Here is a 26514-nt window from a genome sequence, read left to right as displayed (position 1 = left end):
CGTCCTGCGCCGCGATCAGGGCATGGATCCGGTCGGCCTGTGCTTCGATCCTGTGTGACAGTCGATCCCCACCGCGTGGCTTTGCTGCGGGGCTGCCAGTCGACGCGGCCAGGGCACACCAGCGAACCGCACTCGCCGGACTGACGCCGAAGCGCTCGGCAGCCTGCCGGCGGGACAGGCCCTTTGAAACCGCCGCGACAACGCGGGCACGCAGATCCAGAGACAGGGTGCGTGACGACATCCAGCGCCGTCCTCCATCCCGGCTGTCACCTTGAATCAGATCACACACAGATTGGGAATCCCAAATGATTCAATCAGCAAAGAAAACGCTCTAGCTCGTGCGGCCCCGGAATTCTCAATCCAGAGAACAGGCTTTATGCGCCACTGAAGGAGATAGATCGGGGCCTCGGCGGATAGAGTCGAGTGGGGTCGCGCGAACGCTGTTGCTTCACGGCGAAATGGGAGAAGGCGAGAGGTATGAGCCTCGACAACCTCATTTGTTGACCGGAGAGGCGCAGGGCATGGGGGAGACGACAATCTTTGACCCGACTTCGCCGCACGACCCTTTGGCCGGCTTATCTCTGGAGGGAAATTGCCGGCGGATCCTGCGTAATTTCGTAAACGAGCATCAGATAACCATCACGCTCGAAGCTTTCCACATGGTGCATGCCGATACTGCCCAGCACGATACGGGAGGGCATGTTGTCCTCGCGTGTGACGCCTACCACGCGCTCGACGCCTGCATCCAACGCAAAACGCAGCGCTGCACCTGCCGCCTCACGCGCGATACCACGCCCGGCGGCCTCGGGTACCAGTGCGAAGCGCAGGCCCAGGCCGCGCCCGTCCGGACGCTCATGCAACCCCGTGATGCCCACGAAGCGATTATTTTCGCGAATGGTAAAAATGCCGATGCCGCGCTTTGCCCAGAAAGCGAGGTCATCGGCCATTTCGTCCTCGACCTGCCGGAGCGAGCGGACACCCCCCAGCATACGCCCGAATGAGGCGCCATTGGTCTTGAGGCGAATCATGTCCTGCATATCGTGCCAGCTTACGGGCTGCAGCACGAGCCGCTGGGTCCGTATCTGGCGCCCAAGCGTCACGATGCGTACCCGGTCATGATATCGGCAAGAGAGATGTCAGAGATGAACCGCTCCGACATCTTCATCCCTTAGCGTGCGATGGGGCGATACTTGATACGGCTCGGTTCGGTCGAATCCGGACCGAGGCGACGACGCTTGTCTTCTTCATAATCCTGGAAGTTACCCTCGAACCATTCGACATGGCTATCACCCTCGAAGGCGAGAATATGCGTGGCCAGACGGTCGAGGAACCAGCGATCATGCGAGATGACCACGGCGCAACCGGCGAATTCGGCAAGAGCGTCTTCGAGTGCACGCAGCGTGTCGACATCGAGATCGTTGGTCGGTTCGTCGAGCAGAATGACATTGCTGTCCTTCTTGAGCATCTTGGCCAGATGCACGCGGTTGCGCTCACCACCCGACAGCACGCCGACGCGCTTTTGCTGATCGGAGCCCTTGAAGTTGAAGGCTCCGACATAGGCGCGCGACGGCACCGTGCGCTTGCCCAGCTGGATGACATCCGTACCGCCCGAGATTTCTTCCCACACCGTCTTGCTGTCATCGAGCGAGTCGCGTGACTGATCGACATAGCCGAGCTTGACCGTGTCACCGATCTTGAGCGCACCGCCATCCGGCTGGTCCTGACCCGTGATCATCTTGAACAGCGTGGACTTACCCGCACCGTTTGGCCCGATCACACCCACGATACCACCCGGCGGCAGCTTGAAGTTCAGGCCGTCGATCAGCAGACGATCGCCAAAGCCCTTGGAAAGGTTCTCGGCCTCGATGACCGTGCCACCCAGACGGGGGCCGGGGGTGATGACGATATCGGCCGTGCCACCGGCACGCTCCTGACTGGCGGCCAGCATTTCCTCGTACTTGGTGATACGGGCCTTGCTCTTTGCCTGACGGGCCTTGGGTGAGGCGCTGATCCACTCCTGCTCGGCGGCAAGGGCGCGCTGGCGCGAGCTCTCTTCCTTCTCTTCCTGGGCCAGACGCTTGCGCTTCTGGGTCAGCCAGGAAGAGTAATTGCCTTCGAACGGATAACCACGACCGCGCTCGATTTCGAGAATCCAGTTCGTGACATTGTCGAGGAAGTAGCGGTCATGGGTGATGACCATGACGGTGCCCTGATAATCGCGCAGGGTCTTTTCGAGCCAGGCCACGCTCTCGGCATCGAGATGGTTGGTCGGTTCGTCAAGCAGCAGCAGGTCGGGCTTTTCGAGCAGAAGGCGGCACAGCGCCACGCGACGGCGCTCACCACCGGAAAGCATGGTGACAGGGCTATCGGCAGGCGGGCAGCGCAGGGCTTCAAGCGCGATCTCGAGCTTGCGGTCCAGCTCCCAGCCATCGCCGGCGTCGATCTTTTCCTGCAGCTCGGCCTGTTCGGCCAGAAGGGCGGTCATTTCATCGTCGGTCATCGGCTCGGCAAAAGCCATCGAGATCTCGTTGAAGCGATCCACCGCGTGCTTCAGGTCACCGAAGCCGAGTGCCACGTTCTCACCGACAGTCAGGGACTCGTCGAGCTTGGGCTCCTGCTCCAGATAACCGATGCGTGCGCCTTCAGCGCCCCAGGCCTCACCACCATATTCCTTTTCGATACCGGCCATGATCTTGAGCAGAGTCGATTTACCGGCGCCGTTGACGCCGAGCACACCGATCTTGACGCCGGGAAGGAAGGACAGGGTGATACCCTTGAAGACCTCACGGCCCCCGGGATAGGCCTTCGTCAGGTCCTTCATGACATAGACATACTGATAGGCGGCCATGACGGATCTCCTGATGGAATGGTCGGACGGAATAGGACGAGAACGCGGCTCGAGTGCGCTCCGCATAGGAGCGTAAAAACCCCTGCGCCCGGCAGGACTCGAACCCGCAACCAAGCCGTTATGAGCGGCCTGCTCTAACCAATTGAGCTACAGGCGCACAGGTTGTGCAGGAAATCGCGCAATTCGGCCCCATTTGCAAGACGACATGACAAAGAAATCAGTGCATTCATCATTTTGCGCATCTCTCCAGGCCCCATGAGCCAAATCAGGACGGGCATGAGCACCAGTGATTATGTAATCGGCTCCCCCAGACATCCCGCAAATGTGCACGCAGACAGGATACGGGTGACGGATACCCTGCCCTGTCCTCCTGTCTCGCATTTCCATGCAGGTCCGATAATCTGATACCCCGGTCACAGAAGGGACGACAAAGATGCAAGAGGCTGATCCAGCACAACCCGAACCCAGATTTCCTACTGGCAGGATTCGCATCACCATACGTTATTGCACCCAGTGCAACTGGATGTTGCGTTCCGCCTGGATTGCACAGGAGTTGCTGCAGAGTTTTGGCACCGATCTGGCGGAGGTCGCCCTCGTCCCCGATACGGGAGGTCACTTCAGCATTATGGCGGGTGAGCACCTGATCTGGGAGCGCAAGCGCGACGGGGGATTCCCTGGCCCGAAAGACATCAAGCAGCGCGTGCGCGATGTCATCGCCCCGGAACGCGATCTGGGTCATGTTGATCGGTGAATCCCGGGCAAAGAGCACGATTTCGGTCATATCCGCTCAGAACCGTGACCATTAGAACAACATGGCCGGTACATAACGTTACGGCATCTGTGCAGGGAGGCAGCGAGCGGCTAAGATAAGGCGATCAATTCACCCCCACCAGGACATGTAGTAATGGACGTCAGCAAGATCTCCCCCGGCAAATCCGTTCCCGATGACATCAATGTCGTGATCGAGATCCCGCAGGGCTCTTCGGTCAAATATGAAGTGGACAAGGAAAGCGGCGCCGTTTTCGTCGATCGCTTCCTTTTCACCCCGATGTACTATCCGGCTGCCTATGGTTTCATCCCAAATACGCTGGCTGCTGACGGCGATCCGGCCGATGCACTGGTTCTGGCACCGGGGCCGATCGTTCCGGGTGCGGTCATTCGTGCGCGCCCCATTGGTATGCTGAAGATGGAAGATGAGAGCGGACAGGATGAAAAGATCATCTGCGTGCCTCACGACAAGATCCACACGCAGTATACCGATGTAAAAACGATTGACGATCTGCCCGAGATCACTCTGAAGGCAATCGGCCACTTCTTCGAGCGTTATAAGGACCTCGAGCCTAACAAGTGGGTCAAAGTCTCGGGCTGGGCAGGACCAGAAGAAGCCAAGAAAGCGATTATTGCTGCTCTTGAAGCCGCCAAGTAACCCCACCACGCTGTAATAAACAGTGACCGGAAAGACACAGTGTCTTTCCGGCTTTTTTATATCACAGCGCTGTGAGCCCAATCCGGCTTTCTGCCCCATTGTCAAATATAAATTAGATGTAATAAAAGGGTCATGTTGGGATAAGGAATGAAAGACCTCATCCCGGAAAGTCACGGAACCTCGCGTTTTTCATCCGACTGGCGGATTGCCCTCATGTCTCTTCCCCGTATCTCCCCTAAGGCGCTGGGTGTCGTCACCACAGCTCTCGCTACCCTCGCTGCCATACCGTCAGCCCAGGCGCAATCGCCTCTGGCTGGAGGTGCACCCAACGGCACAGGGCTTGCACCTTCGGTGCGCGTCTCGAGTCCGATCGGCACGGTCAATTTTCAGAATTCATCCGTCCCCCCCCTGCCCCACCCGGAAGCCATCTTTGACGATCCATGGGGATGGAACACCTGGCTGCGCCAGCATGGTGTCGCGATCCTTCTGGATACGACCAACGAATTCGCAGGAGCCATCACGAGCCCGACCAAAGGGCTGGGCCTGAGACAGGGCAGCAGCAATGCCGGTCAGTACGGCTTTGAAAACGATATAGACTGGGAAAAGCTTGCTGGTATCCGCGGCTTCTCGACCCACGCCGTGTTTGTCGGACGTTACGGTATTCCTGCCAGCCGCATGTTTGGTGACAACCTGAACCCCAGCCAGGAAATCTATGGCGGTGGTGGTAATGTGGTCGTTCACCTTGTCTATATCTACGGTGAAGAAACGCTGTTCAACGGTCACCTCGACATTGCCGCCGGTCGTATTCCGCTGCTGACCGACTTCTCGTCGAACCCGCTATACTGCAACTTCATGAATAATGCCTTCTGCGGTAACCCGAAGGCCTCTTCGGACAATACCAGCCATTCATCCTACCCGGATTCGAACTGGGCAGCGCGTGTCCGTGTTCGTCCGTCGCAGTACACCTACCTTCAGGCCGGCGTTTACTTCAACACGATGGGCATCTACGGCGTGCAGCAGATGCGCACGGGCTTCAAGTGGAACGGCGCGGATATCAACGGCGAGGCCGCACCGGTCGAGTTCGGCTGGGAGCCGATCTTCGGCAAGGACAAGCTGCCGGGTCACTACAAGCTTGGTGGCATTGTCGATACGGCACCCCATCCGGACGTGTTGTACGATATCAACGATAATTACTGGGCTGTGACGGGCCAGGCCCGCAAGGTTCACAACAACTCGTGGTCTGCCTATGCTCTGGCCGATCAGATGATCATGCGTCACAAGGGCAATGGTCCCGATGCCGGTATCACCCTGCTTGGCGTGTTCTACAACAACTCACCAGTGACCCAGACGCGTGAGCGTCAATACTCGATCGGCGTGCTCGATCGTGGTTTCTGGAAGTCCCGTCCGCTGGATGCTTGGGGTGTGAACTTCAGCTACATCCAGGTCTCCAAGAAGGTCAAAACCGCTCAGGAAATCCAGCAGAGCCTGGGTTATAAGACCCTGCTTAACGGCTCGTTCTTCCCGCAGACCAACGGGATGGTCATCGAAGCGATGTATCAGATCCGCGTCTGGCGCGGCATCACCTTCGCTCCTGATTTCCAGTACTTCATCCGTCCGGGTGCCCAGCAGGGCCTGAAGGATGCAGCAACGCTCGGCTTCAAGTCGCACATCGAAATCTTCTGATCCTCACACGCCCCTGCCTCGCAGGGGCCTCGATCAGCCTGCGCTATAAACGCCCTTATCGCCTCTTCATCCCACGATGGAGGCGATGAGGGCGTCGTAGTTTTCGAGATAGCCCTGTAGCGACAGCTCGGCTTCTGCATGTCGACGGGCCGCCCGGCGCAAGCGGGCCGCCAGCTTTCGGTCCTCAAGGATTTCGAGGATAGAATCCGCAATGCGATCGGGTTCGAGAAACGGGGTCAGTAATCCTGTCCGTCTATCCGTAATGAACTCTTCCACCGGAGCCGTCTGGCTTCCCACGATGGCGCACCCCGTTGCCATGGCCTCACGCAAGGACCATGAGGCGACGAAAGGATAGGTCAGATAGACATGCGCATCAGAGCGTCGCAGCGTAAGCCTGAACGTGTCGTAATCAACCTTGCCCAGAAAATGCACCCGATCGGGGTCGATACGTCCCGCCACTTCCTTCAGGAAGATATCGCGCCAGCTTCCCGCTTCCAAAGGGGGCGGCGCACCATAGCTCGTCCCGTCGCCACCAATAAGGACGATCCGCGCGTCTGGGCGCTCATTAAGGATACGCGGTAGGGCTCGCATAAAGCTATGAATACCGCGATAGGGCTCTAGGTTACGCGCCACGAAGGTTATCAGCTTGTCCGCAGGGCGGATCACATGACTGCCGATTGTGACATCGCCCTTGAAAACCGTGGGATCAGGGGCACAAAGATCGAGGTTGACCCCTTCGCGCAGCAGGGTGATTCGGCGTTGCGCCCAATCAGGATACGTTTCCTTCTGGAAAAGCGTTGGCGTCTGACCGTGCTGGTTGAGATTCAGGGCGAGCAGGTTAATGGCATTCTTGACTCGAACGTTTGGTGCAAGCTCAGGCCGGGGAGGAAATTCCGGATCGAAATTCACGTCGTTCTTGTCGGTATGGTAGAAGAATTCAAAATAACCAAGAATGGGCGTTGAAGGAAAAACGTCAACTATATTGAGGAGTTCGCCCCATCCATGATGCCCGATAATGATATCTGGCAAGTAACCTAGCCCCTTGAGCGTTTGTGCTGCCTTTGCAACTGCCTCGGCGCGGCTTAGCCCCATCTCCAGTTCCCGCAGGGAGGGATGTGTATGCGGCGATACAATCCGGTCCTGACGGTACAGGACCCGCCGCACTCCGGGAAGGTAACCCTCATTGGCCTCGGAGATGAAAACGATCTCATGGCCTCCCTGTTCGTGAAGATGCCTGACCAGATGGAGAAACTGACCGGGAAAGTTCTGATGCACGAACAGGAAACGCAAAACGAAAGAACCTTCTAGGGGAAGCAAAAACAGTGTTGGCGCGATAGCAACGCGCGCCTCCGTGCAAAACGCAAGCGCCGCTTTCTATCGTTCCATCAGGTCACCCGAAATCACGAGAAAAATAGCCCCGATATCAAACCATATCCGGGCCGTTCTGTACTCAGGCTTCGCTCGCTTTGCGACGGGAAGCAGGTTTCCTGGCTGGCTTGCCTTCCCGCTCTTCTCCGACTACCGGAGCCGCCTCATCACTGCGCGGACGAATTTCAAGCTGGAACGCCTCCAGCGGTGCGAGAGATTCCGCTTCAAGCGTGACACCACCAGCAACCGGCCCGATGCGTGTCCCATCAGTAAAGGTGGCGCTGATCGCGAGCTCGTATTTTGCCTCTGCCCCATTCTTGAGACGGACGCAAAGGCCGAGGATGGGCAAGGCCATCCCGCGCGATCCACAGTATTGACCAGCCTCAGCCCAGGGAGAAAGCCACCCTTTCCCAAGTACAGCCTGATATTCGACATCTTCAGGAGCCACGAGTGCTTGCGGCGCAATTCCAAAGCCCTCGATCCAGTTCTGACTGCCCGGCTCGCCCATCCATTCACCGATCTGGGCCAGCACATCGCCCCGACGCTGAATGTGCGCTGCAAGCTCGGGCTTGAAGTCAGGATTGGCAGCGACATCCGGTGTTGCCGTCACATCGGCTGCTTGCGGCACAGAATGAGCGGCAGGCGCTGCGGCGACGGGGTCACCTGACAGGCGCGCCACCTGAATACCTGGGGCCGGCAAGGCACTGTCGGGCGCCTGATAGGTCGTTACCAGAACCTGGGCAGGCCCTCGCGCCACACGTACAAGAGCAGCTCCCGCACCCGCACCATGACTGCTGCTGATCACACCATCATCTTCAAAGGTTTTTATGGTTACGATACCACTAGGCATGTTCGGTGCCTGAGTAATCGTTACCGCGGGATAACCATTGACACTTTGAACCGCATGTTCCGGCGGCAGGAAGACACAGAAGAGGCCAGCGTCAAAAGTCATCAGGGAAGCATGAACCTTGATCTGTACAACCTGCTCTGTCCCTGAGGAACTCGCGGAATTAGACATTGATATCAACCCATCTTCGAATTGTGTGCGCAGCGGGAAATTCTGCACAGTGTGACAAAAGAACTCTCTGGAGGAATTAACCGATATATACCACCATTAACTAATTAATAAAAGCTATGTTGTTCGATGTGATAAATGTAGCAACACATTACTAAGTAGAGATAACGGCATTCCAAGCGGGACCACAGTACCTTTACCCTCTTTCTGTATTCGCTCAGATTGTGCCCCCAGATCGAAACTTACGGCAGCCAGGCCGGCATTCCACAAATTGGACAAGGCAAAGCACCAGGTCTCTGGCCAGATGGATGGAATGAGGCCAAGATCACAGTCGCAGGACTCAATAAGCCTCACGGCTTCCTCCTCGCGGAACTCGCCCAGCACCTGAACATGCCCCGTGGCCATGAGGCGGTCATCGTCAATTGTATATCCCACCACCACATAGTCGAGCGGCAGATTGCGACGTGCTGCATCCTCGGCAAGCTGAAGAACAATATCATAGCCTTTCTCGCGTCCTATAGCGCCGGGTATGCAAATACGGCGGCGTGTGCCGTCCAGCGGCCTCGGGGCTTTGAGGGCAGGATAAAAACCGGCCTCGAGGGGCTCCAGAGTGATGTCGATACCGGCAAAGTGACGTCTGAAACGCCGCTGCACATCAATCGATCCCGCAACGATTCGATTGGCATCACGCAAAATCTCGCTGGATTGCGCAACGCGTTCAGCCACTGTGAGGTTGCTCTCAACCAATTCCCCCTGCTGGGCCACGCAGGCTTCGCATCCTGCCAGCGCAGGTTCGCCGCAATAACGGTCATTCGACGCAACCAGACAGATACGTGGGCAGAACCAGATATAGTCGTGCAGGAAAATATCCCAGCGCAGATCGAGCGCAGGTGCCAAGTCACGCATGATCGGCGCGTGACCAAGCACATGATGCCATTCAATGCGGGCCGCCTTCATGCGTCGCAGGACGGCAATGAACGTAAGCCACTCGCTCGGCAGATCGAAAATAATATTGGCTGCATCGCCGCCACAATCCTCTATACGACATCCTCTCTCATGAGGGCGGAGAACAAGCACCTGCGCGCCCTCCGCCTCGGCCTTCTGTCGCCGGTAACCGATCACACGCTCAACGCCGCCACCCGAATCATGCGAGACCATGATCAAGCAGGATGACGCTGATTTGCGGCGTGCAATCATTTGGACAAGGCCAGCATTACGACGGACCCGCCGCAGTGGGTCAGTCGTCACGAAATCAGCGACACGCTGGTCATAGCCGTGGTGCAGCATGTTGAGTAAACGCAGGTTGCGATCAAGCAGCAAACTGCGCGTCCGGCCAAAGGACACAGCCCCGACATGTCGAACAAACAGATCTGTCGCTGCGACATGACGCCAGCCGAGCGCAGAAGCACGACAGCAAAAATCGTTTTCCTCACCATAGCCCTGCGCAAATATCTCTGCGTTCAGAAGCCCGGTCTGAGCGAGGCAGTCGCCCCGTATTGCCATGCAAAATCCGTTGCCGGTTGGCAGATCAACAAGTCCGGCATTGGGAAGGGATTGGAAAACACGATCGGTCGACCGTGCCATACGGCGGTCAGGCACAGGGTTGGGTCGGGAAACCGATGGATAGGAAAGGATGGTTGCATCGTTTGAGAAAGGCGTTGCCGTGCCAATATTATCTGCGCGATCAAGCCATGCCCTCAGCCGCGCGATGCCGCCTTCGGGGATGATCGCGTCACTATTAAGCAAGATCACATCCCGGCCTCTTGCACGCGCAAGCCCGGCATTGGCACTGACCGTGAAGCCACAGTTCTGCCTGTGGCGGATGAGCGTTATCTGACCCTGAGCAGCCATTTCAACCAGCATGATACGCAACGCAAGGTCGGGAGAGTCGTCGTCAATGACAAGACATTCCAGATCTTCGCCGCGATCTGCAAGCACGGCTTCAATACACTGGCGCGTCAGCTCATGATCCCGATAGGCCGGGATGATCACGAGACATCCGGGGCGGCGCAGCGCATCTTCCCGCTCTGGTGCAGAGAGTATTTTTCCATTTTCCGGCAGGTCGCCATGCCCCTCACTATCGCGATCAAGCAGAGCGATGACGGCGGGGCTGAGAGGACTGCCGGTGAGTGCTTGCCCATACCGGTCCCGCAGGAAGATATCTCCTGCGGGCAAGGCCGAGAGCGCCAGCTGGAAATGACGCGGTCTGGCCAGCGGTTTCTCAAGCCGTACTCCCTGCTCGAGCTCTGTCGCCGTCACCTCGACCCGTGTGTCTCCTGCCTCGATGATGACGAGCGGTGCATGATCCGGGTCAGCCGGATACCAGATCCAACCGTCGATCATGTGGCGACGAACAGTTACGAAGCCCTGCACCTGACGTATCGCCGCAAGATCGATTGGCGCACCGTAGAGCACCTTGCCTTCACATTCGACACTCAGTGTCGTAGCGGACATCCACGCATCAGGCAGGACAAAAGGCATGGACTGGTCTGAAGCCACGACTATTCCGTCGAGGCTGATCGTAACCAGTCCATGCGCTTCACCGCACAAAATACCCTCGTTGCTTGTCGAGCACCACCCCGGAGCCCCGGATTGCGCTGTAAACAGCCGCGTCCACGGAAGTGCCTCTGCCGCTGGCGCGTAATGGGAGAGCATTTTTTCAAAGACAGCTACGGCGTCTTTCATGCGCCCAACATGAGACAGGGCGATGGCCTGACCAACCAATGCCTTGCGCATGATGAAACGCTTCGCAATCCAGGCAAAGCGCTCGGAGGCTTCTGCCCAACGCTCTGCCAAAAGAAGCGCCATGCCGTAGGCAAAAATAACGTTCGGGTCATGGTGCGCCATGCGCGCCGCACGACCCAGCCAGTAGAGGGCTGTCGGTTCATCGCCCTTTCCGGAGGCGTCGGTGCCGCGACGATAGGCATCCTGAGCCTTGGCATCGTGCCATCGCTGCCAGTCAGCACGATCTTTCGCCGTGACAACGTGCCCATAGCCCGACTGAACAGGCGGCGGGCGGCGGGATGAAGGCCTGGGCCCCTTAGCCACGTCCACCCATACGACGCTCGAGTCTGGCCAGCTCCGGCGTTGCATCCGTGACACCCTGCGCCTGGGCACGCTCCAGCCAGGTCAGCGCTTCCACCGGATTGACCTCGCCAGCCAGACCGCGCTTGAGATATCGACCCAGCATCAATTGGCCAAGCGCATGTCCGCGTTCAGCGGCACAGCGGAACCAATACTGCGCCTCACGGCGGTTGACTGCCACGTCATGCCCGCCACCGAGCATGGCTCCGGCAGAGAACATGGCTTCGACATAACCCTGCTTTGCTGCTTCGCTATACAGATCAAGCGCACGAGCATGGTCCTTTCCTTCAGGCGCACGCCCGGAGACCAGTATCTGCGCCAGAAGCGTCATGGCTTCGGACATGCGGGCCTGGGCTGCCTGTTCGAGCCATCGAATCGCCAGCGTCATATCCTGGGAAACACCCCGCCCTTCCAGATACATGCGCCCCAGCCAGTATTGGGCATTCACAACGCCATCAGCCGCACGCTGCATCCAGAATGCAGCCTGCGTATCATCACGATCGATACCGACACCTTCGGCGTAGCACACACCCAGATTGAACGCGCCGACCAGATCGCCCTTCTGTGCAGCTTGCAAGAAGCGCGCGCGCATGGATTCGCGATCCTGCTCGGAACCCACGCCAGTCAGGGCCAGATTACCGAGGTCCGCGTCAGCGACACGATCGCCACACTCGGCTGAAATCCGAAACCATTTCGCGGCTTCATCCGGGTCGCGCTGAACACCGACGCCCGTCAGGTAGAGCAGCCCCAGACCACGCGCGGCCGCCCCATGCCCGAGGTCAGCAGCAACATGGTACCAGGTCGCAGCTTCGAGATAGTTCGGGGCCATTTCCTCGCCCCGTATATGCAGATCACCCAGCAAGGCAGCGGCTTCGGCATCACCGCCCATTGCAGCCCGCCTAAGCCATGTTTCCGCACGATCCGGCCTGCGTTTGATTCCTTTGCCCTGAAGGAGATAGAGCGCATAGCGCGTCTGCGCCTGGGTTACGCCCCGTTCGGCCGCTTTCTCGAAATATCCGGCAGCTGCCGTGAAATCAGCCTCCTGCCCGATCCCCTGTTCATTGATCCAGGCAAGAAAATAGAAGGCCGTTGCGAGTCCCGCCTTTGCGGCAAGCCCGAGCTCAGCCGTTCCTCGCGCCAGATCCTGGTCGGATTGAGGCTGGGTATGGAGCGCCATCCCCAAACCGAGATGCCCCTGAGCCGAACCGGCTGCCGCTGCCTTTTCATACCACTCCCGCGCCTGGGTCAGATCGCGCAGGTCTTCCGGGCCATTGGTCAGGATATAGCCTAGCAGGGCCTGGGCGTCGGGTTGTCCCTCGACTGCGGCGAGGCGGCTCCAGTGTTCGGCACGATGAAAGTCGGGAACACGTTTGCGTTCGCGCGTATCGGCCAAAATCTTCGGGCGGTTTTCGTCGAAATCTTCGGGAAAACCCATGAGGTAGAGTGTGCCCAGCATAAGCCGCGCCTGCACATGACCACCTTCAGCGGCCCTGCGCATCCACCTTGTCCCGTCCTCAAGACTGGGTGGCGTTCCCCACCCCTCGAGATAGGCCTTGCCGATACGATATTGGGCCTCGACGTTCCCCTGTGTCGCCAAGGGACCAAGCAGGGCAAAACCCTGCACGGCATTCTCCCCGGTTTCCAGCTGGGTAATTGCGTGCCTTAGCCTTGCATCGCGCGAGACCATCGATGCGAGACGTGATTTCAAAGCCACCCTGCTCTCCTCCGGAAAAGAACCGCCAGCTCAGTTCGGTTCGCGCATGCCGTTCGACATGGCCGGTATAACCTTGCTGAACAGGTACTGAATCATCGTCCGCTTGCCGACCTGGATATCGGCGGAGACTGACATACCTGGCGTCGGGTGAAAAAAGCTCGGTACGCCATGAAGAGTATAGCGGTCAATTCTCAGTCGTACGCGATAATATCCGCTCTGCGAGGGGTCTTCATCGCCTGCAGCCATTTGCCCCATTGCCGCGCTCTTGGCATCCGAGGCTGTAAAAGCATCCGCACTGATCAGACGCACAGTTCCCTCCGCGCCACCATATTGGGTGTAAGGAAAGGTCGCGAATTTCAGAAGGGCATGATCACCAAGCTTGACAAAGCCCGCGTCATTTCCTCTCAAAACGGCTTCAACCTCGAGCGCTGCACCCGTTGGAACGATCGACATCAAAACCTGGGCGGGTGAGATGATCGAGCCTACCGACAGTTTGGCGATATTGAGTACAACACCCTCATCGGGAGACTTGAGCACGACAAGCTTGTTACGCAAGGCCGCCTTCTCGTAATCGCCCACAGCTTCGTCCAGCCGGTGCTGAACCTCGGCTATCTGGGTATAGACCTGAGCCTTCCAGTTCTGGATATATCCATCACGCTCTGCCTCTGTCGCAGCAAGCTTGGATCTGGTGGCCGCCGCTGTCTGCTGCGCTTCGATCTGGGCCCTTTCCGAATCCATCAACTCGCTCTGTGCCGCCAGAGTGGAAAGCTTGCTCCCGACCTGGTCCGCCTGCAGACGCCGGCGCATCTGAAGCACTTCGTTGGCTACGCGCCCACGGCTTTGATGCATGGCGGCACTGGCGAGCGATCCAGTAAGCTGGCTTTGCATGGCCGCGATTTCCTGATCGAACTGGCTGATCTTGGCCGTATATTCGGCTTTGCGTCGTGCATAGGCGGCAGCCTCTCTGGCAGAAGAACTGTCGCTCAGATCGGGCGTATAATCCTTCCCGTCAGCCTCGGCGTGAAGCCGCGTGATCGTGGCCTGGTATGAATCGCGCTGAGCCTTGAGATTGACAAGGTCTGCCTTGGTGATCGTCGGATCGAGATGCGCCAGCACCTGCCCCTTCTTCACGTATTGACCCAATTCGACATCGATCGATCGAATGATGGACATTTCCATTGGCTGGATGACGAGATTGTTGTTCACCGCAACCAGCCGGCCCGGGGTGCTTACCACCTTGTTGAGCGGAAACACGGCAGCCGCAACCAGACCCGAAATGAACAGAGCGCTTACGATCCAGATGATGTAGCGCGCCGATGCCGTAGGCGGCAGGTTGACCAGCGCAGAACTCGGCGAATGGAATTCGAGCAGCGCAAGAGGCAAGCCCTGAGGCGAGAACGGATCATCAGCCTGCCTGGGGACATGCTGCTGGATTTCCGTGCGTTCCTCTTTCCCGTCTCCGGGAACAATATCCTTGTCGCTCATGGCTTATTCCTCATCCATCAGCATGGGATCATCATTCTGATCGGTATTTTCGTTATTACGGGCTGCGTGTTCATGGCGGTTCTGCTGCATCCACAGCATACGGTAGATCTCGCAGCGTTCGAGCAACACGCCATGTGGCGCCACATCGATTACCTTGCCCTTGTCCATGACGCAGATCTGATGACAATCCACCAGTGATGACAGGCGATGGGAAACGATCACCATCGTACGACCCTTGCCGATACGCTGCAGATTGGCATTGACCAGCGCCTCACTCTCGGGATCAAGCGCGGAAGTCGCCTCATCAAGGATCATCAATTTCGGATCGCTGATCACGGCGCGCGCAATGGCAAGGCGCTGTCTCTGGCCACCCGAGATATTGGTGGAGCCTTCCTCGATCGGCGTGTCATAGCCGGCAGGCATACGATCAATGAATTCCTCCGCGCCCGCCAGACGTGCAGCACGAATCACGTCGTCCATCGTATAGCCCGGACGTCCGGCTGTAATATTGTCGCGCACCGTGCCTCGAAACAGGAAGTTATCCTGAAGCACGACACCGAACGAGCGACGCAGATGGCTTAGATTGATCTCGCGCAATTCCACACCATCAAGTCGTAGATATCCTGTATAGCTGCGACTGACGCCCTGGAGCAGACGGGTAACGGTCGATTTACCCGAACCCGACCGCCCGACCAATCCCAGCATAGTGCCTGCGGGGATCTCGAAATTGACGTTGTTGAGCGCCTTGATGGTGGTGCCCGGATAGCTGAAATCGACCTGAGAAAACGAGAGCGCCCCCTTGATCGGCGGGCGCAATCCGGAGGTGAGCGCCTTGGTTTCTGTCGGCTGATTCAGCACCAGCCCCGCTTCACCAAGCGAGGTCATCACCTCGTTCACGTCTTCGAGGATCTTGGCAAGACCCACAAGAGGCGCTGCCACCCGTCCACCCAGCATCATGAAGGCCATGAGGGCGCCCGGCTGAATACTGCTTGATCCGGTCAGGATGAGATAGGCCCCTACGAGGATGATGCCGCGATTGATGAACATGTCGAGCGGCATGACCAGCGTCGAGGGCCAGTTCTGCATGCGACCGGCTGCGAGTTTCCAGCGAATGACTTCGGCCGTGGTCTCGTCCCACTTCTCACGACGCGTTGGCTCGAGCGCCAGGGTCTTGACCGTACGGATGCCGGCGACGGTTTCATACAGGATCGAGCTACGCTCCATCTCGGCACGGATCATCTTGTTATAGACCCGCGTCATCGGACCCAGGAAGATGACAATAATCAGGCCGATCAGACCCGCACAGGCAACCGTCATCCAGGCGAGGGTAGCACTCATCCAGAAAAGGATAGGCAGGATGACGAGAAGCGTGAACATATCCAGGAAGGTGGACATGAGTTTGCCGGTCAGGAAGTCACGCACACGATAGATGGACATGTATCGCCCAAGGATACGTCCGGTCTGCTCGCGCTCGTAGAATTCAAGCGGCAGGGCAAGCAGGCGATTGAATGCATGAAGAGAGATACGCGTATCCACGCGCGTCGTCATGACCAGGGTCAGTTCGCGGCGGCCATAGGTCAGCAGGGTCTCATAGAAACTCAGGATCAGCACGATCGCAGTGATCGATACGAGCGTCGACATCGAATGGTAGTTCACCACACGATCAAGTACCTGCATCACGATCATGGCCGGGAAGATCTGAAGTATCGACAGGACCATCGAGGCAAAGAGAATGTCACGCAGTGACTGCTTTTCACGCAGCACGACACGGACGAACCACATCAGATCGAAAGGTGCATCGGCCTCCGACAAATCGCGACGGCGCTTGACCAGAAGGATGTCGCCCGTCCAGACCTGAGTGAGCCTCAATTCGTCTACAGCAACAGGAACACTGCCCTCATCGCCCAGTGGGTCGCGCAGCCAGACGATGTTCTTGTCCGGATCTGCGCGCACCATCAAAGCTGCAGATCCATCGCGAAACATCAGAACAATGGGCGGCGTGTTCTGCATGCGCACAAGATACCGCCACTTGATGCGCATCCCCTTCGCAACAGCCCCATTCTCGTTCAGCCATCGTGCCAGAGAGGCTGGAGAGGGTGAGTCCTCGCCTGGTTCGGCTGCAAAATCACGCATGTCGAGATCGAGACCGTGAAATTTGGCAGCAGCCATCGCGGCGCGCAGTCGGATATAGACGGGATTCTGGTTTTCGCTGTCCGCAGCGACGCCATCACGATGCTTCACGAAGCTTCCTCTTGTGTTTCACTAAGCCGCTCAGACTTCAGGACGCCCGAATAGCGCGAATACCCCTCCCCCTGTCGAGCAAGAATCTCGTGTTTTTATCACAAAGCATAGAAATTGCTGAACTCGACACGAGATCTCTTCATATTCCCGAACAGTTACTGTGTAAATTCCAATCCAGGCCCAGAAAAAATACATAGAATTTAAATTCGGTAACGTGCTCTGACCATGACATCTTGTTGCAGCAACTCCTGCAACGCCGCCCCGCTACACGCTTCGCAGGCCAGGATTACGAAAGTGAAATATGGGCACGCGCCGCGCATCCTGTCGACAAAAAGCCTGTCAAGGGCGCTTTCAACCTGACCACGCCCTGAACAACAGGCGCAGAACCGGCCGTGCAACGCTCCAGGCAGCAAGGCGGAGGCAAGATGCCGGTAGACTGACCAGCCCCCCGGACAATCCGTGTTGACCGCAAGGCAGGCCCCGGTGTCACATTGCCGGGTCAGTTCAGGTGCCAGCACCTCGCCCTCGCACAGTATATAGAGAGGGATACGTCCGTCTCCTGCCATCAGCCTCTCCCTGCTTTCCACCTGATACGCCGACCTTGTGAGACGTACTGAAGCCGGTAATCATTGCAGGACCGGCGGCCGCAGGCAAAGCCTGACGGGGCCAACGCATGAAGCCCTTCCTCGTGTGCGCTCTCGAATGGCTCGCAGAATTGAGACGACGCATCATACTGGACAGACGCGCTAGCCTCTGAAAAAAGGCAAGCAGCCGTAGCGCCCAGTCGCGGCTCTGCCCCTGCGCCCGACCTATACAGCGAGACTGACCGCCATCATGACACGTCCCCATCTTCTCGACGCCCTGCGTGACCATGTCCTGCTTTGCGATGGCGGGATGGGCTCACGCATCCAGATGCTCGATCTGGAAGTCGAGCGCGATTACTGGGGGCAGGAAAACTGCACCGAAATCCTGACGCTGTCGCGACCCGAACTGATCCGCGAGATTCACCGCGGGTATTTCGAGGTTGGCGCGGATATGGTCGAGACCAACACATTCGGTGGCTCGATCGTCACCCTTGCCGAATTCGGGTTGCAGGACCGTGCCCGCGAGATCAACCGTAAATCGGCCGAGTTGGCGCGTGAAGCCGCCGAGACCTTCAGCGACGGGCGTCACCGTTATGTTGTGGGCTCCATCGGCCCCGGCACCAAGCTGCCCAGCCTCGCCAATATCGATTACGATACCCTCGAGGCCGGGATCATCGAGCAATGCCGCGGCCTGATTGATGGCGGGGTCGATGCCTTCCTGATCGAGACCTGCCAGGACACGCTCCAGATCAAGGCCGCCGTCAATGCCGCCAAGGCAGCCAAGCGAGAACTGGGCTCGGATGCACCGATCTTCGTGCAGGTGACGGTCGAGACCACCGGCACGCTTCTGGTTGGCCCCGATATCGCCGCGGCAGCCACTACCATTCATGCGCTGGACGTACCTCTCATCGGCATGAACTGCGCCACTGGCCCGCAGGAAATGGCGGAGCATGTGAAATGGCTGTCCGAGAACTGGCCCGGCCTGATTTCCATCCAGCCCAATGCAGGCCTTCCCGAGCTGGTGAATGGCACCACGCATTACCCCCTTACCCCTGGTGAGATGGCAAGCTGGGTTGAACGCTTCATTGTGGAAGACGGGCTCAATCTGGTGGGCGGATGCTGCGGCACCTCCACCCCGCATATCCAGGCGCTGGACGGGATGCTTCGCAAGCGTGGCGGGACCAGTCATCGCCCCGCCCCGGTCAAGCGCATCCATCACTGGGTGCCGTCTGTCGCAAGCCTCTATACCCAGACACCGCTGCGTCAGGAGAACTCCTATTTCTCCATCGGCGAGCGCTGCAACGCCAATGGCTCCAAGAAATGGCGCGAGTTGCAGGAAGCAGGCGACTGGGATGGCTGCGTTGCCGTTGGGCGCGAACAGGCCGCCGAAGGCTCCAACGCGCTCGATCTCTGCACGGCCTTTGTTGGGCGCAACGAAATTGCCGAGATGAATGAGGTCGTCACGCGCTTCACGTCTTCAGTGAATGCGCCCCTGGTGATCGACTCAACCGAGACCCCGGTCATCGAGGCGGCGCTCAAATTGCATGGCGGCAAGCCCATCATCAACTCGATCAATTTCGAGGATGGTGAAGGCCATGCAGAAGACCGCATGATCCTGGCGCGCAAATTCGGTGCGGCGGTGATAGCGCTCACGATCGATGAAGTGGGCATGGCCAAGACGCCGGAAGACAAGCTGCGCATTGCCGAGCGTCTGGTCGATTTTGCCTGCACCAGGCACGGCCTGCCGCAATCCGATCTGATGATCGACCCGCTGACCTTCACCATTGCCACGGGCGTGGAAGACGATCGCAAGCTGGGTGTCTGGACGCTGGAAGGCATCCGGATGATCCGCGAGCGCTTCCCCGACATCCAGATCATTCTGGGCCTGTCGAACATCTCCTTCGGCCTCAACCCGGCGGCGCGTGCTGTGCTGAACTCGGTTTTCTTAGATCATGCCGTGAAAGCGGGCATGACGGGTGCCATCGTGCATGTGAGCAAGATCCGCCCGCTGCATCTGATTGCCGCCGAGGAGGTGAAGGTCGCCGAGGATCTGATCTTCGACCGACGCAGCGAGGACTACGATCCGCTCCAGAGACTGCTGGAACTCTTTGCAGGCCGCAAGGCGGCTGATGCCGTTCAGAAGCGTCGCGCCGAGACGCCAGCCGAACGTCTGAAGGATCGTATCGTCGATGGCGATCGCAAGGGCATCGAGGATGATCTTGCTGCGGCGATGGAAGAAATGCCCCCGCTCGACATCATCAACACCGTGCTTCTGGATGGCATGAAGGTGGTGGGCGAATTGTTCGGCGCAGGAAAGATGCAGCTTCCCTTCGTATTGCAATCTGCCGAAACCATGAAGACCGCCGTGGCGTGGCTCGAACCCTATATGGAGCGTGTCGAAGGCCAGGCACGCGGTACGATGGTCCTCGCGACCGTCAAGGGTGATGTGCATGATATCGGCAAGAACCTTGTCGATATCATTCTGACCAATAACGGCTATCGGGTCATCAATCTGGGCATCAAGGTGCCGCTGGCTGACATGATCACCGCGGCCCGCGAGCACAACGCTCAGGCTATCGGTATGTCGGGCCTGCTCGTGAAATCGACCGTGATCATGCGCGAAAACCTTGAGGAGATGGCGCGTCAGGGTATCGATATTCCTGTCTTCCTCGGTGGCGCGGCACTGACGCGCAACTATGTGGAAGATGAATGCGCCCGCTCCTACGGGATCGAGACCGCAGGGCGCGTCGCCTATGCACGCGATGCCTTTGACGGGCTGTCGCTCATGGACAAGGTGGTGAACAACCAGTTTGACGATTATCTGAGCGCCATCCAGACGCGCCGGGCGGGCAAGCAGCGCAAGGTCGAGCGGGCGCCCGAGCTGGCCGAGACACGCGGCTTTGCGCCCATCGACAAGGAAGCGGCGCGTGCCCGTCGTGCCCGCGTGGCCGGAACGCAGCCTGTGCCTGTGCCGCCCTTCTGGGGCGCCCGCGTGGTCGAGGCCGCACCCGCTGCTGTGCTGCCCTTCCTGAATGAGCGCTCCCTCTATCAGTTCCAGTGGGGCTTCCGTAAGCAGGGGCGCTCGCTCGACGAGTTCATGACCTACGCCAAGCAGGAGCTGCGCCCTGTGCTCAAGCGTATGCTGGCACTTTGTGCGGAAGAAGCCATTCTCAAGCCTCAGGCCATCTATGGTTACTGGAAGGCCGCAGGCGAAGGGAATGACCTTGTGCTCTTTCATGAGGATGGCGTGACCGAGGCCGCACGCTTCGCCCTCCCCCGCCAGCCACGTGAAGATGGCGAGTGTATCGCCGATTTTGTGCGGGATATTGATGATGCCGAGCGCGACGTAGTGGGCCTTCAGGTCGTGACAGTGGGCCAGAAAGCGTCTGATCTGGCGCGGGACTGGTTCGAGGCCAATCGCTATCAGGATTACCTGTATCTGCACGGGCTTTCGGTCGAAATGGCCGAAGCCATGGCAGAATACACGCACAAGCGCATCCGTGCCGAACTCGGTTTTGCGGGTGAGGATGATCGCGACATGGAAAAGATGCTGGCGCAATCCTATCGCGGCTCGCGCTACTCCTTTGGCTACCCGGCTTGCCCGCGCCTGGAAGATCAGGAGCCCATTCTGACGCTCCTCGATGCCGAGCGCATCGGGGTGTCGCTATCGGATGGCTATCAGCTTCACCCCGAGCAATCGACTTCTGCTCTCGTCATGCTCAACCCTCGGGCCAAGTATTTCACGGTCTGACCCGAGTGTGATGCCGCGTTTTCCCGAGCGCGAGGGCATACTTGCCGGGAATTGAAATTGGCCCCGCATCTCTTCAGGAGCTGCGGCGCCACCCTGGCCGGCCACTCCCTTGACCGGAGAGGGAAGAGATAAGGCGATGGGACAGAGATGACACATCCGGATTTTTCCGCTTTGGAACAACCCGAGATCAGAGAAGCCGCCGATCGCATCGCTGGCTATCTGGCTCTGACCACTGTCGATGATGCGCCAAACCGGATCGACCTTATTTGCCTCGCGGGCAATGGCGTATTGGCCTGTGTTGATCATGCCGCGAGCCTGGCGCGCCAGCATGATTGCCTGTTGCTGATCACCGGCGGAATCGGCCACTCGACCCCGCCACTGGTGGCGGCTCTCGCCTCACGCCTCGACTGCGCCTCCTCCGCTCTCGCCGGTCTTTCGGAAGCCGAATTGATCTCTCGGCTGATTGCAGCAGATTCCCTCATCGCCCGTGACCAGATCATTCTGGAGACCCGCTCGACAAACACGGGTGAGAACGCGGCTTTTACGCGCGACTTACTCGAAGAGCTTGGGCTCAGGCCGCATCATGTCGTTCTGGTTCAGGACCCGCTTCTGCAACGCCGCACCGAGGCGACGTTTCACCATGTCTGGCGTGACCAACCGACCCAGTTCTTTTCCTCTCCGCCTTTTACGCCCCACCTCGGAGAGGCGGTAACGTCAGAATCCTGGACGGAAGAGCGCTACCTGTCCCTGCTTCTTGGAGAAATCCCCCGACTACAGGATACGATCACGGGTTATGGCCCGAAGGGACGCGGCTTCATTGGGCACGTTGATATACCCCGGATAATTCTCGCGGATCACGCGCGGCTTGCCGCTCTCTTCGCGACGCAAGCCGCGCGCTGACCCGACAACCCGGCATGAGGAGACATTCCCGTGCCGGATTACTCTGCTGCTGCCTCAATACGCGTAGGCGAGACCCGCACGCAGGGTGAGGCCGTTCTGGATGCCGCTTGAGGTCCAGCGTCCCGAGACCTGCCCCTCGCTCATGCTCTGATAGGCATAGCGGTATGTGTCATGGCCATAGGATGTGTAGGCGTAGTCCCCGCCGGCCGTCAGATGCCAGTGGCGGGTCATACGGTAATCTGCCCCGAGACTGCCTTCCCAGCGCGGCCGCGTCGAGGCACCATTCACGCGATAGGTTCCCGTGTCGAGAATCTCGGCCCAGCCGAACCGACCGCGCAGCACCAGACGATCGGTCAGCGCATAATCCGCATTCAGGCCGAGTCCGACGAAAAAGGCATTCTGCCCGCCGAAGCTATCGTAGCCATAGCTGTCATATCCTCCCTGAACGAAGGGTGTAATGAGCGCCTTGTCATTCAGAAGCAGGAAACCCTTGCCGATTTCGCCACGGCTATAGGTCGAGTTGGCACTTTGCCCGCCGTTGGTCTGCCACGCGTCGCTGCCATAGGACGAGCTGTAGCTGCTCGCATATTTGTCATTACGCGTTCCCGAGCCGAGCCGGAAAAGTGCCGAGGCATAGAGATTCTCTATCCGCCCCAGAGAGATCATGGTCGAAGCGTCCACCTGAAATCCCGGAACCCAGCCGATGCGGCGGGAGCGGGATTGCGACGTGGAGTGATAAGGGCGGTACCACTGACCACCCGTCGTCTGATACTGGCCGCCATAGCCCCCCACGAGATTATCAAAAATCCCGGCCATTGAGAGACCGATCTCCCGGTTAACAGCGACCACAGGCACTGGGTCGGCCAGAGCCGTAGATACCGTGAGAGCTGAGAGGAAGGCTGCAGCGGAAAGAAACTTTAGGCGCATCGAGGTTCCAGAAAGAAACGAAATGTATCTTCCTGAAACCCGAACACGTTACGAGGTCAACATACCTCGGCATGTTTCATGACAAAGTCACGATTCGTTATAAAACGGGTAATCGATGTATCCCTCGTCTCCGCGGCTATACCACGTCTTGATATTGTCTGACTGAAGCGGAAGATCCTCAGACAAACGACGCGGAAGATCAGGGTTGGCAATGAATTTACGACCAAATGCGATGGCGTCGGCCGTCCCGTTGGCGACGGTTTCAAGAGCCTCCTCACGTGTGTAGTCCTGATTCAGAACCAAAGGATTACGGAATACTTCACGAATCGGGCCATGCAGCTTGGGCTGGTCAGTCTTGCCAAATGTACCGTTTGTGCCGGGTTCACGCAGCTCGAGGAAGCCGATGCCAAGATCGTTGAGCAGCTTCGCCGCCGGGACGAACACGGTCTCGGGCGCGCTATCGATGCAGCCCTGCGTATCGCCATTCGGTGAGAGACGCACGGATGTCCGGTCTGCCCCGATGGTGGCGATGACACGTTCCGTCACCTCACGCAAGAAGCGGATGCGGTTTTCAGGCGATCCGCCATATTCATCCTCGCGATGATTGGTCCCGTCACGCAGGAATTCATCAATCAGATAGCCATTGGCGGCGTGGATCTGCACGCCATCGAACCCGGCTGCGATGGCGTTGCGCGCAGCAACCTCGTACTCGCCCAGAATACGCGTGATATCGGCCTTGGTGAGTGCGCGTGCCTGCTCCGGCTCCTGCTTACCGTCATAAGTGTGCAGCGGCGCGGGCGCAGAAGTGGGCGAGCTGGAAACCGGCTGCTGACCCGTCACGCTGGAATGCACCATGCGTCCCATATGCCAGAGCTGGACAACGATCTTGCCACCCTGTCATGCACCGCCCTGGTGATCGGCTTCCAGGCCTCGACCTGTTCCTGCGACCAGATGCCGGGCGCGTAGGGCCAGCCCAGTCCCTCGCGACTGATACCGGTTGCCTCAGAGATGATCAGCCCGGCGCTGGCGCGCTGGGCATAATATTCTGCCATGACCGGCGTCGGCACATGCTCACGTGTGCCACGGCCACGTGTGAGTGGTGACATCAGGATCCGGTTCTTCGCGTCGATGGCGCCAAGCTGGATCGGATCGAACAGAGTTGTCATAATGCTAAGTCCTCATGAACCCATGGGGGTTTAATTCGATTTTGATCGAACAATATCAGGAATGGGGATGCGTCGTCGTGACGACAACCCCTCCCCTCCTGTTTTTTGGAACCGGACAGCCCAGATGCCTGACTACGATCACCCCGTTGTGGAGAGCCTCACCCTGCTGGGAGTCCTGCGAGGGCTGGCAGATCCGATCCGTCTTGAAATCGTTCAGCACCTTGGTTCGGTTCCCGAAGCGAGTTGCGCCGCACTGCTTGGTGATCGGCCACGCTCAAGTATGTCTCACCATTTTCAGGTACTGCGTGAGAGCGGGCTGCTTCATACGCGCATACAGGGCGTGCAGCATTTCAACTCACTTCGTAGAGACGATCTCGATGCGCGTTTTCCCGGATTGATGCAAGCCGTCCTCGCGGGGTAAACCGCCCCGAACACTCAGGGGCCTTAGTGCCAGACGCGTTGGGCGACATTACGCATCAAATGCATGGATGATCGGCCACCGCTCGTGGTGATGCCGCACCATCTGGGCATGGACAAGAAAAGCTTCAGCCAGTGGACGGGAATTGTCGAGATGGGGCCTGTCTATGAGCGCCTTGGCCTTGAGGCGGGGCGTGCCGAAGCGCTCGTCGTACTGACCTGACCAGAAACGGCGGGACGTTTGGCGCGCGTCGTATCGCGTGCCAAACCGCTCCCCGGAGCGTTCATTTTGGTGCCTGCCTCAGGCTCCCGGCGCGGGAGGGAGATCAACTCAGGGACTGAGCGCGAAACGCGCCATCACACGATTGGACTCAGGGCTCCATATGACAATCTGCTCGCCTTCCGGGGTTGCGATCAGCAGTGACAGACTGCCGTCGGGGCGTACGATCTGTGAAAGCACATGCCCGCCACCGTGAAGGGTGAACACGGCAGCCCCATCCCCTCCTTTCTGACTGGACCTGGGTGCCACGATGTCGCCTTGCCCCGTCATAGGGGAAGCAGAAACCTGTCTCTCGTGCAGGATCGCCCGATGGGGGTGCATGGCACGATGGACTACAACGCCGATCAGCCCGGCCGTACCGATGACGATCATCACGCCCATGCCGATGACCGCAGCCATCAGGACACGTGAAACAGGGGGCGGCGGCGTAGTCATGGCGGCAAATGATCCTAATTGCTAAAGGGGCGCATGACCGATGCCCATGCCCCCGATGAAAACCGATTCGAGTTTGTTGTCACGCCAGAGCAGGCAGGGCAGCGGCTCGACCGCTTTCTGGCCGATTCCATCGGCACGCTCTCCCGTTCACGCGTCAAATCCCTGATCGAGGCCGGGCAGGTTTTCTGCGACGGCGTCATCATACGCGAGCCTTCGGAAACCACCAGAGCCGGGCGACGCCTCGTGCTGATCGTGCCGCCTGCCGCCCCCGCTCGCCCGCAGGCCGAGGATCACGCCCTGCCGATCCTGTTCGAGGATCGCGACCTGATCGTGCTCGATAAGCCCGCCGGTCTGGTGGTGCATCCGGCGCCGGGTAATGAGACAGGCACACTGGTCAACGCCCTGCTCGGTCATTGCGGCGAGGATCTGGAAGGAATCGGCGGCGAAAAGCGCCCGGGTATCGTGCATCGTCTCGACAAGGATACGTCGGGACTGATGGTCGTCGCCAAGACGCCGCTCGCGCATAATGCGCTTTCCGATGCCTTTGCCGCGCGTGATATCGATCGAGCCTACAAGGCGCTGGCATGGGGGCTTCTGCCAGCCACCATCAGTTATGATGGCGCGATCGGGCGGGACAAGCGCGACCGCAAACGCATGACAGTCGTCACCCAGGGGGGCAAGCACGCCCTGACCCATGTGCGCTGCCTCGAAGCCTTCGACGCCTCCGTCAGCCTGATCGAGTGCAAGCTCGCGACGGGTCGCACTCACCAGATACGCGTGCATCTCTCTCAGGCTGGCCACCCCCTGCTTGGCGATCCGGTCTATCTGCGCCGCATCCCCGCGGCCGCACGTGGATTGCCCGAGGCTGCACGAAGGACAGCGCTCGACTTCCCTCGTCAGGCTCTGCACGCGGCGCGGCTCGGTTTCACCCACCCCCGGACAGGGGAAAAACTTCTGTTCACCTCGGAGCCACCAGAGGATTTCCAGTCACTCCTGCGTGCGCTGCGAGGGCGCTGACTGGAGGGCGTTTTCATCCTGTTTCAGGCTGGATAAGGGCCGGTGCGCCTCCTGGACTATCGGCCGGGTTAAATAGGAGTAATGTGGTACGTTTTCTTGACTCGGAAAAAGCTGTATGATCCACTCATAGCCAATCCGACGAGCTGACGCGCCGCCGGAACGGACGTGCCGCC

19 protein-coding genes, 1 tRNA gene and 1 pseudogene are annotated in these 26514 nt (G+C 58.8%); 8 read left to right on the top strand and 13 right to left on the bottom strand.

Annotated features, from left to right (window positions below; all coding sequences use genetic code 11):
- From ACWNRM_RS13605 to ACWNRM_RS13590, 4 genes are all read right to left on the bottom strand, one after another.
- On the bottom strand, positions 1-241 hold a 241-nt coding region (locus tag ACWNRM_RS13605; RefSeq protein ID WP_485171502.1), incomplete at its 3' end, for a helix-turn-helix domain-containing protein.
- Positions 242-575: 334 nt separating this feature from the next.
- The gene (locus ACWNRM_RS13600) at positions 576-1100 is read right to left on the bottom strand and encodes a GNAT family N-acetyltransferase (protein WP_485171248.1); all 525 of its coding nucleotides are present in this window, start codon (positions 1098-1100) and stop codon (positions 576-578) included.
- Positions 1101-1168: 68 nt separating this feature from the next.
- Entirely contained in the window at positions 1169-2848 is a 1680-nt protein-coding gene (gene ettA, locus ACWNRM_RS13595) for an energy-dependent translational throttle protein EttA (protein WP_023979103.1), read from the bottom strand.
- Positions 2849-2931: 83 nt separating this feature from the next.
- Positions 2932-3005: transfer RNA gene (locus tag ACWNRM_RS13590), tRNA-Ile, on the bottom strand.
- Between the two features lie 276 nt (positions 3006-3281).
- Here ACWNRM_RS13590 and ACWNRM_RS13585 point away from each other — a divergent pair.
- From ACWNRM_RS13585 to ACWNRM_RS13575, 3 genes are all read left to right on the top strand, one after another.
- Positions 3282-3599 (top strand): Rdx family protein, encoded by a 318-nt coding sequence (locus tag ACWNRM_RS13585; protein WP_485171249.1) that lies wholly within the window; start codon positions 3282-3284, stop codon positions 3597-3599.
- A 153-nt stretch (positions 3600-3752) separates the two neighbouring features.
- Positions 3753-4274 (top strand): inorganic diphosphatase, encoded by a 522-nt coding sequence (ppa, locus tag ACWNRM_RS13580; protein WP_062164056.1) that lies wholly within the window; start codon positions 3753-3755, stop codon positions 4272-4274.
- Between the two features lie 147 nt (positions 4275-4421).
- Positions 4422-5957 carry a carbohydrate porin gene (locus ACWNRM_RS13575; RefSeq protein ID WP_485171250.1) on the top strand — a complete coding sequence of 512 codons (1536 nt, stop codon included), beginning with the start codon at positions 4422-4424 and terminating at the stop codon, positions 5955-5957.
- A 66-nt stretch (positions 5958-6023) separates the two neighbouring features.
- On the opposite strand, the gene ACWNRM_RS13570 is transcribed toward ACWNRM_RS13575, so the two are convergent.
- From ACWNRM_RS13570 to ACWNRM_RS13545, 6 genes are all read right to left on the bottom strand, one after another.
- Complete coding sequence (locus ACWNRM_RS13570; protein WP_485171251.1) at positions 6024-7247, bottom strand: glycosyltransferase; 1224 nt, start codon at positions 7245-7247, stop codon at positions 6024-6026.
- A gap of 160 nt (positions 7248-7407) precedes the next feature.
- Positions 7408-8277, bottom strand: a complete 870-nt coding sequence (locus tag ACWNRM_RS13565; protein ID WP_485171252.1) for a hypothetical protein — start codon at positions 8275-8277, stop codon at positions 7408-7410.
- Positions 8278-8457: 180 nt separating this feature from the next.
- Entirely contained in the window at positions 8458-11388 is a 2931-nt protein-coding gene (locus tag ACWNRM_RS13560) for a glycosyltransferase (protein ID WP_485171253.1), read from the bottom strand.
- Complete coding sequence (locus ACWNRM_RS13555) at positions 11381-13138, bottom strand: tetratricopeptide repeat protein (protein ID WP_485171254.1); 1758 nt, start codon at positions 13136-13138, stop codon at positions 11381-11383. Before ACWNRM_RS13555 ends, ACWNRM_RS13560 begins: the two co-directional genes overlap by 8 nt.
- Before the next feature lie 30 nt (positions 13139-13168).
- A complete protein-coding gene (locus ACWNRM_RS13550) occupies positions 13169-14623 on the bottom strand; it encodes an HlyD family type I secretion periplasmic adaptor subunit (RefSeq protein ID WP_485171255.1) in 1455 nt (484 codons plus the stop codon).
- 3 nt (positions 14624-14626) lie between these two features.
- On the bottom strand, positions 14627-16792 hold the full coding sequence (locus ACWNRM_RS13545) for a peptidase domain-containing ABC transporter (protein ID WP_485171275.1): 2166 nt from the start codon (positions 16790-16792) through the stop codon (positions 14627-14629).
- 906 nt (positions 16793-17698) lie between these two features.
- Between ACWNRM_RS13545 and metH the strand changes: the two genes are divergently transcribed.
- Both metH and ACWNRM_RS13535 read left to right on the top strand, forming a co-directional pair.
- Positions 17699-21199 (top strand): methionine synthase, encoded by a 3501-nt coding sequence (metH, locus tag ACWNRM_RS13540; protein ID WP_485171257.1) that lies wholly within the window; start codon positions 17699-17701, stop codon positions 21197-21199.
- A gap of 147 nt (positions 21200-21346) precedes the next feature.
- Positions 21347-22099, top strand: a complete 753-nt coding sequence (locus tag ACWNRM_RS13535; protein ID WP_485171258.1) for a YdcF family protein — start codon at positions 21347-21349, stop codon at positions 22097-22099.
- 54 nt (positions 22100-22153) lie between these two features.
- Here ACWNRM_RS13535 and ACWNRM_RS13530 read toward each other — a convergent pair whose 3' ends face one another.
- Together ACWNRM_RS13530 and ACWNRM_RS13525 are read right to left on the bottom strand one after the other, a co-directional pair.
- Positions 22154-23026 carry a hypothetical protein gene (locus tag ACWNRM_RS13530; RefSeq protein ID WP_485171259.1) on the bottom strand — a complete coding sequence of 291 codons (873 nt, stop codon included), beginning with the start codon at positions 23024-23026 and terminating at the stop codon, positions 22154-22156.
- Positions 23027-23113: 87 nt separating this feature from the next.
- Positions 23114-24192, bottom strand: a pseudogene (locus ACWNRM_RS13525) (alkene reductase).
- 124 nt (positions 24193-24316) lie between these two features.
- Here ACWNRM_RS13525 and ACWNRM_RS13520 point away from each other — a divergent pair.
- Positions 24317-24613 carry an ArsR/SmtB family transcription factor gene (locus tag ACWNRM_RS13520; protein WP_122038929.1) on the top strand — a complete coding sequence of 99 codons (297 nt, stop codon included), beginning with the start codon at positions 24317-24319 and terminating at the stop codon, positions 24611-24613.
- A 63-nt stretch (positions 24614-24676) separates the two neighbouring features.
- Complete coding sequence (locus ACWNRM_RS13515) at positions 24677-24832, top strand: hypothetical protein (protein ID WP_485171260.1); 156 nt, start codon at positions 24677-24679, stop codon at positions 24830-24832.
- A 108-nt stretch (positions 24833-24940) separates the two neighbouring features.
- Here ACWNRM_RS13515 and ACWNRM_RS13510 read toward each other — a convergent pair whose 3' ends face one another.
- Positions 24941-25324, bottom strand: a complete 384-nt coding sequence (locus tag ACWNRM_RS13510; protein WP_485171261.1) for a hypothetical protein — start codon at positions 25322-25324, stop codon at positions 24941-24943.
- 33 nt (positions 25325-25357) lie between these two features.
- Here ACWNRM_RS13510 and ACWNRM_RS13505 point away from each other — a divergent pair, with 33 nt between their 5' ends.
- Complete coding sequence (locus ACWNRM_RS13505; RefSeq protein WP_485171262.1) at positions 25358-26341, top strand: RluA family pseudouridine synthase; 984 nt, start codon at positions 25358-25360, stop codon at positions 26339-26341.
- Positions 26342-26514: the final 173 nt, after the last annotated feature.

It is taken from the genome of Asaia sp. A2 (assembly GCF_057319415.1).
Note: the sequence above shows the minus strand (reverse complement) of the source record. Positions and strands in the feature narration are given on the sequence as shown.

What these genes read in the sequence shown, in the direction of transcription:
- ettA (WP_023979103.1), bottom strand. Translation starts at nt 2,848, where the DNA reads ATGGCCGCCTATCAGTATGTCTATGTCATGAAGGACCTGACGAAGGCC.
- ACWNRM_RS13585 (WP_485171249.1), top strand. Translation starts at nt 3,282, where the DNA reads ATGCAAGAGGCTGATCCAGCACAACCCGAACCCAGATTTCCTACTGGC.
- ppa (WP_062164056.1), top strand. Translation starts at nt 3,753, where the DNA reads ATGGACGTCAGCAAGATCTCCCCCGGCAAATCCGTTCCCGATGACATC.
- ACWNRM_RS13575 (WP_485171250.1), top strand. Translation starts at nt 4,422, where the DNA reads ATGAAAGACCTCATCCCGGAAAGTCACGGAACCTCGCGTTTTTCATCC.
- ACWNRM_RS13565 (WP_485171252.1), bottom strand. Translation starts at nt 8,277, where the DNA reads ATGACTTTTGACGCTGGCCTCTTCTGTGTCTTCCTGCCGCCGGAACAT.
- ACWNRM_RS13550 (WP_485171255.1), bottom strand. Translation starts at nt 14,623, where the DNA reads ATGAGCGACAAGGATATTGTTCCCGGAGACGGGAAAGAGGAACGCACG.
- ACWNRM_RS13545 (WP_485171275.1), bottom strand. Translation starts at nt 16,792, where the DNA reads ATGGCTGCTGCCAAATTTCACGGTCTCGATCTCGACATGCGTGATTTT.
- metH (WP_485171257.1), top strand. Translation starts at nt 17,699, where the DNA reads ATGACACGTCCCCATCTTCTCGACGCCCTGCGTGACCATGTCCTGCTT.
- ACWNRM_RS13535 (WP_485171258.1), top strand. Translation starts at nt 21,347, where the DNA reads ATGACACATCCGGATTTTTCCGCTTTGGAACAACCCGAGATCAGAGAA.
- ACWNRM_RS13530 (WP_485171259.1), bottom strand. Translation starts at nt 23,026, where the DNA reads ATGCGCCTAAAGTTTCTTTCCGCTGCAGCCTTCCTCTCAGCTCTCACG.
- ACWNRM_RS13520 (WP_122038929.1), top strand. Translation starts at nt 24,317, where the DNA reads ATGCCTGACTACGATCACCCCGTTGTGGAGAGCCTCACCCTGCTGGGA.
- ACWNRM_RS13515 (WP_485171260.1), top strand. Translation starts at nt 24,677, where the DNA reads ATGGATGATCGGCCACCGCTCGTGGTGATGCCGCACCATCTGGGCATG.
- ACWNRM_RS13510 (WP_485171261.1), bottom strand. Translation starts at nt 25,324, where the DNA reads ATGACTACGCCGCCGCCCCCTGTTTCACGTGTCCTGATGGCTGCGGTC.
- ACWNRM_RS13505 (WP_485171262.1), top strand. Translation starts at nt 25,358, where the DNA reads ATGACCGATGCCCATGCCCCCGATGAAAACCGATTCGAGTTTGTTGTC.